Origin of the sequence: Pseudomonas sp. UBA2684 (assembly GCA_002354655.1) — a bacterium.
Classification (GTDB): Bacteria; Pseudomonadota; Gammaproteobacteria; order Pseudomonadales; family Pseudomonadaceae; genus Aquipseudomonas.
Map to the genome: position 1 here is coordinate 5,028 of DELY01000024.1, position 3,745 is coordinate 8,772.

The following is a 3,745-nucleotide window of genomic DNA, read 5'->3' on the forward strand; positions in this document are numbered from 1 at the left end:
TCGTTGCGGATGCGGATATTGGCGAAGGTGCCGCGCATCATCACTTCATGATTGCCACGCCGCGAGCCGTAGGAGTTGAAATCCACCGGTTGCACGCCTTGCTCGCGCAGGTAACGGCCGGCGGGGCTGTCGGCCTTAATGTTGCCGGCGGGGGAGATGTGGTCGGTGGTCACCGAGTCGCCGAGCAGGGCGAGGATGCGCGCTTGGTGGATGTCGCCGATATGCGGCGGCGCATCGGCGATGTTCTCGAAGAAGGGCGGATGCTGGATATAGGTAGAGTCGGCCTGCCAGGCATAGGTATCGGCCTGCGGCACGTCAATCGCCTGCCACTGCGCGTCGCCGGCGAACACCTCGGCGTATTCCTTGTGGAACATCGCGGTGTTCACTTGCATGATCGCCGCGCTGATTTCCGCCTGGCTCGGCCAGATGTCCTTGAGGTACACCGGTTGGCCATCGGTGCCGGTGCCCAGCGGCTCTTCGGCGATATTCACCCGCACGCTGCCGGCCAGCGCATAGGCCACCACCAGCGGCGGCGAGGCCAGCCAGTTGGTTTTCACCAGCGGGTGCACGCGGCCTTCGAAGTTGCGGTTGCCGGAGAGCACCGAGGCGACGGTCAGGTCGTTGGCTTGGATGGCTGTTTCGATAGGCTCGGGCAGTGGCCCGGAGTTGCCGATGCAGGTGGTGCAGCCGTAGCCGACCAGATCGAAGCCCAGCGCGTCGAGGTAGCGGGTCAGGCCGGCGGCGTTGAAGTATTCGGTGACCACCTTGGAGCCCGGCGCCAGCGAGCTCTTGACCCAGGGCTTGCGTTGCAGGCCTTTCTCCACGGCCTTTTTCGCCAGCAGGCCGGCGGCCATCATCACGCTGGGGTTGGAGGTGTTGGTGCAGGAGGTGATGGCGGCGATCACCACCGCGCCGTTTTTCAAGCGGTGGGTCTGGCCCTGGTATTCATAATCGACCTCGCCAGCCTGCTCGGCGCTGCCGACGGCTGCGCCGCCACCGCCTTCATTGAGCAGGCGACCTTCTTCCTTGGCCGTGGGTTTCAGTTGCAGGCCGATGAATTTATCGAAGACCTGTTTGACCTGCGGTAGGGCGACGCGGTCCTGCGGGCGCTTGGGCCCGGCCAGGCTGGCTTCGACGCTGGCCATGTCCAGTTGCAGGCTGTCGCTGAAGACCGGCTCGTGGCCTTGCTCGCGCCACAGGCCCTGGGCCTTGCAGTAGGCCTCGACCAATTTGACTGTCTGCTGCGGGCGGCCGGACAGGCGCAGGTAGCCGAGGGTAATGGCGTCGACCGGGAAGAAGCCGCAGGTGGCGCCGTATTCCGGGGCCATGTTGGCGATGGTGGCGCGATCCGCCAGCGGCAGGTCGGCCAGGCCGTCGCCATAGAACTCGACGAATTTGCCGACCACGCCTTTGCTGCGCAGCATCTGGGTGACGGTGAGCACCAGGTCGGTGGCGGTGATGCCTTCCTTGAGTTTGCCGGTCAGTTTGAAGCCGATCACCTCGGGAATCAGCATCGACACCGGTTGGCCGAGCATCGCCGCTTCCGCCTCGATACCGCCGACGCCCCAGCCGAGGATGCCGAGGCCGTTGATCATGGTGGTGTGCGAGTCGGTGCCGACCAGGGTGTCGGGGAAGGCAAAGGTCTTGCCGTCTTGCTCGTTGGTCCACACGGTGCGGCCGAGGTATTCGAGGTTGACCTGGTGGCAGATGCCGGTGCCCGGCGGCACCACGCTGAAGTTGGCGAAGGCGTGCTGGCCCCAGCGCAGAAAGGCATAGCGCTCGCCGTTGCGCTGCATCTCGATCTCGACGTTCTCGCCGAAGGCCGAGGCGCTGGCGAACTTGTCGACCATCACCGAGTGGTCGATCACCAGGTCGACCGGCGACAACGGGTTGATTTTCTGCGGATCGCCACCGGCCTTGGCCATGGCGGTGCGCATGGCGGCGAGATCGACCACCGCCGGCACGCCGGTGAAATCCTGCATCAGTACGCGGGCCGGGCGGTATTGGATCTCGCGCTCCGAGCTGCGGTTTTTCAGCCAGTCGGCAATGGCCTGCACATCGGCGCCGGTGACGGTCTTGTCGTCTTCCCAGCGCAGCAGATTTTCCAGCAGGACTTTCAGCGACATCGGCAGGCGGTCGATATTGCCGAGGGTTTTCGCCGCTTCCGGCAGGCTGTAGTAGTGGTAGGTGGTGTCGCCGACGACGAGGCTCTGGAGGCTGTTCAGGCTATTTAAGGATGGCATTGTGCGTCTCCTGTTCAGGCCGATGTAGAGCGGATGCGGTTGCTTCAACGGCCTGTTTTTGGCTTGCACGGCACAAGCCGGATTGATTACGACAGAGTCTTCACCCTAGCTCTGCTTGGCCAGGCTGGCCATGTCCGCATGCTTTTGGGTTTTTCGCGGGTTGCAGCCGCGCTGGTGTGCTGCTGATCACTGCGCAGGCAGCGGACCGGCCCAAAGATGCATGGCTATTAACTGGACCGGCCACAGGCGCCGCGGGTTCCCGACTCGGCTATGATGCGCGCCTTGAGGAGAGCCCCGATGAATACTTTATTACTGCACTGCCGCCCCGGTTTCGAGAACGAGGTGTGTGCGGAGATCGCCGAACACGCTGCCCGCCTGGAGGTGGCCGGCTATGCCAAGGCCAAACCCAGCACCGCCTGCGCCGAATTTATCTGCACCGAGCCGGACGGTGCCGAGCGCTTGATGCGTGGCGTGCGCTTCAGCCAGCTGATTTTTCCGCGGCAATGGGCGCGGGGCGTATTTATCGACCTGCCGGAGTTGGATCGCATCAGCGTGTTGCTGGCTCATCTGGCGGGCTCGCCAACGTTCGGCAGCCTGTGGCTGGAGGTGCTCGACACCAACGATGGTAAGGAGCTGTCGAACTTCTGCAAGAAATTCGAGGCGCCGCTGCGTAACGCCCTGAGCAAGGCCGGCAAGTTGGTCGAGGATGCGCAGAAGCCGCGCCTGCTGCTGACCTTCAAGAGTGGCCGCGAGGTGTTCGTCGGCCTGGCCGAGACGAACAACTCGGCGCTCTGGCCGATGGGCATTCCGCGCTTGAAGTTCCCGCGTGAGGCGCCGAGTCGTTCGACCCTCAAGCTGGAAGAAGCCTGGCATACCTTTATTCCCCGCGAGCAATGGGACGAGCGCCTGTCGGGCGAGATGACCGGGGTTGACCTCGGCGCGGCGCCGGGTGGTTGGACCTATCAGTTGGTCAAACGCGGCATGCTGGTCACCGCCATCGACAACGGACCGATGGCCGAAAGCCTGATGGATACCGGGTTGGTGCAGCACCTGATGGTCGATGGTTTCACCTACAAGCCACGCCAGCCGGTGGATTGGATGGTCTGCGATATCGTCGAGAAGCCCGCGCGCAGCGCCGCCTTGCTGGAGACCTGGATTGGCGAAGGCCTGTGCCGCGAGGCGGTGGTCAACCTCAAGTTGCCGATGAAGCAGCGCTATGCTGAGGTGCGCCGCCTGTTACAGCGCCTGGAAGATGGCTTTGCCGAACGCAAGATCAAGGTATCGATTGCCTGCAAGCAGCTGTATCACGACCGCGAGGAAGTGACCTGCCATCTGCGGCGTTTGAGCAAGTAAAGCCCCTCCCACAGGGCAAATAGCCGCGTGGCGATGTGATGTTTCGCCTCGAATTTGGTAGGAGGGGCTTCAGCCGCGAACGGTGCGGAATGGTGTAGACAGCTCGCGGCTAAAGCCCCTCCCACAGGCAAGTAGCCGTATGGCGATGT

2 protein-coding genes are annotated in these 3,745 nt (G+C 63.5%); one reads left to right on the plus strand and one right to left on the minus strand.

The window, feature by feature from the left end:
* On the minus strand, positions 1 to 2,243 hold a 2,243-nt coding region (acnA, locus tag B3M58_RS09135), incomplete at its 3' end, for an aconitate hydratase AcnA (RefSeq protein ID WP_296218497.1).
* 297 nt (positions 2,244 to 2,540) lie between these two features.
* Here acnA and rlmM point away from each other — a divergent pair.
* A complete protein-coding gene (gene rlmM, locus B3M58_RS09140; RefSeq protein WP_296218498.1) occupies positions 2,541 to 3,596 on the plus strand; it encodes a 23S rRNA (cytidine(2498)-2'-O)-methyltransferase RlmM in 1,056 nt (351 codons plus the stop codon).
* Positions 3,597 to 3,745 lie beyond the last annotated feature (149 nt).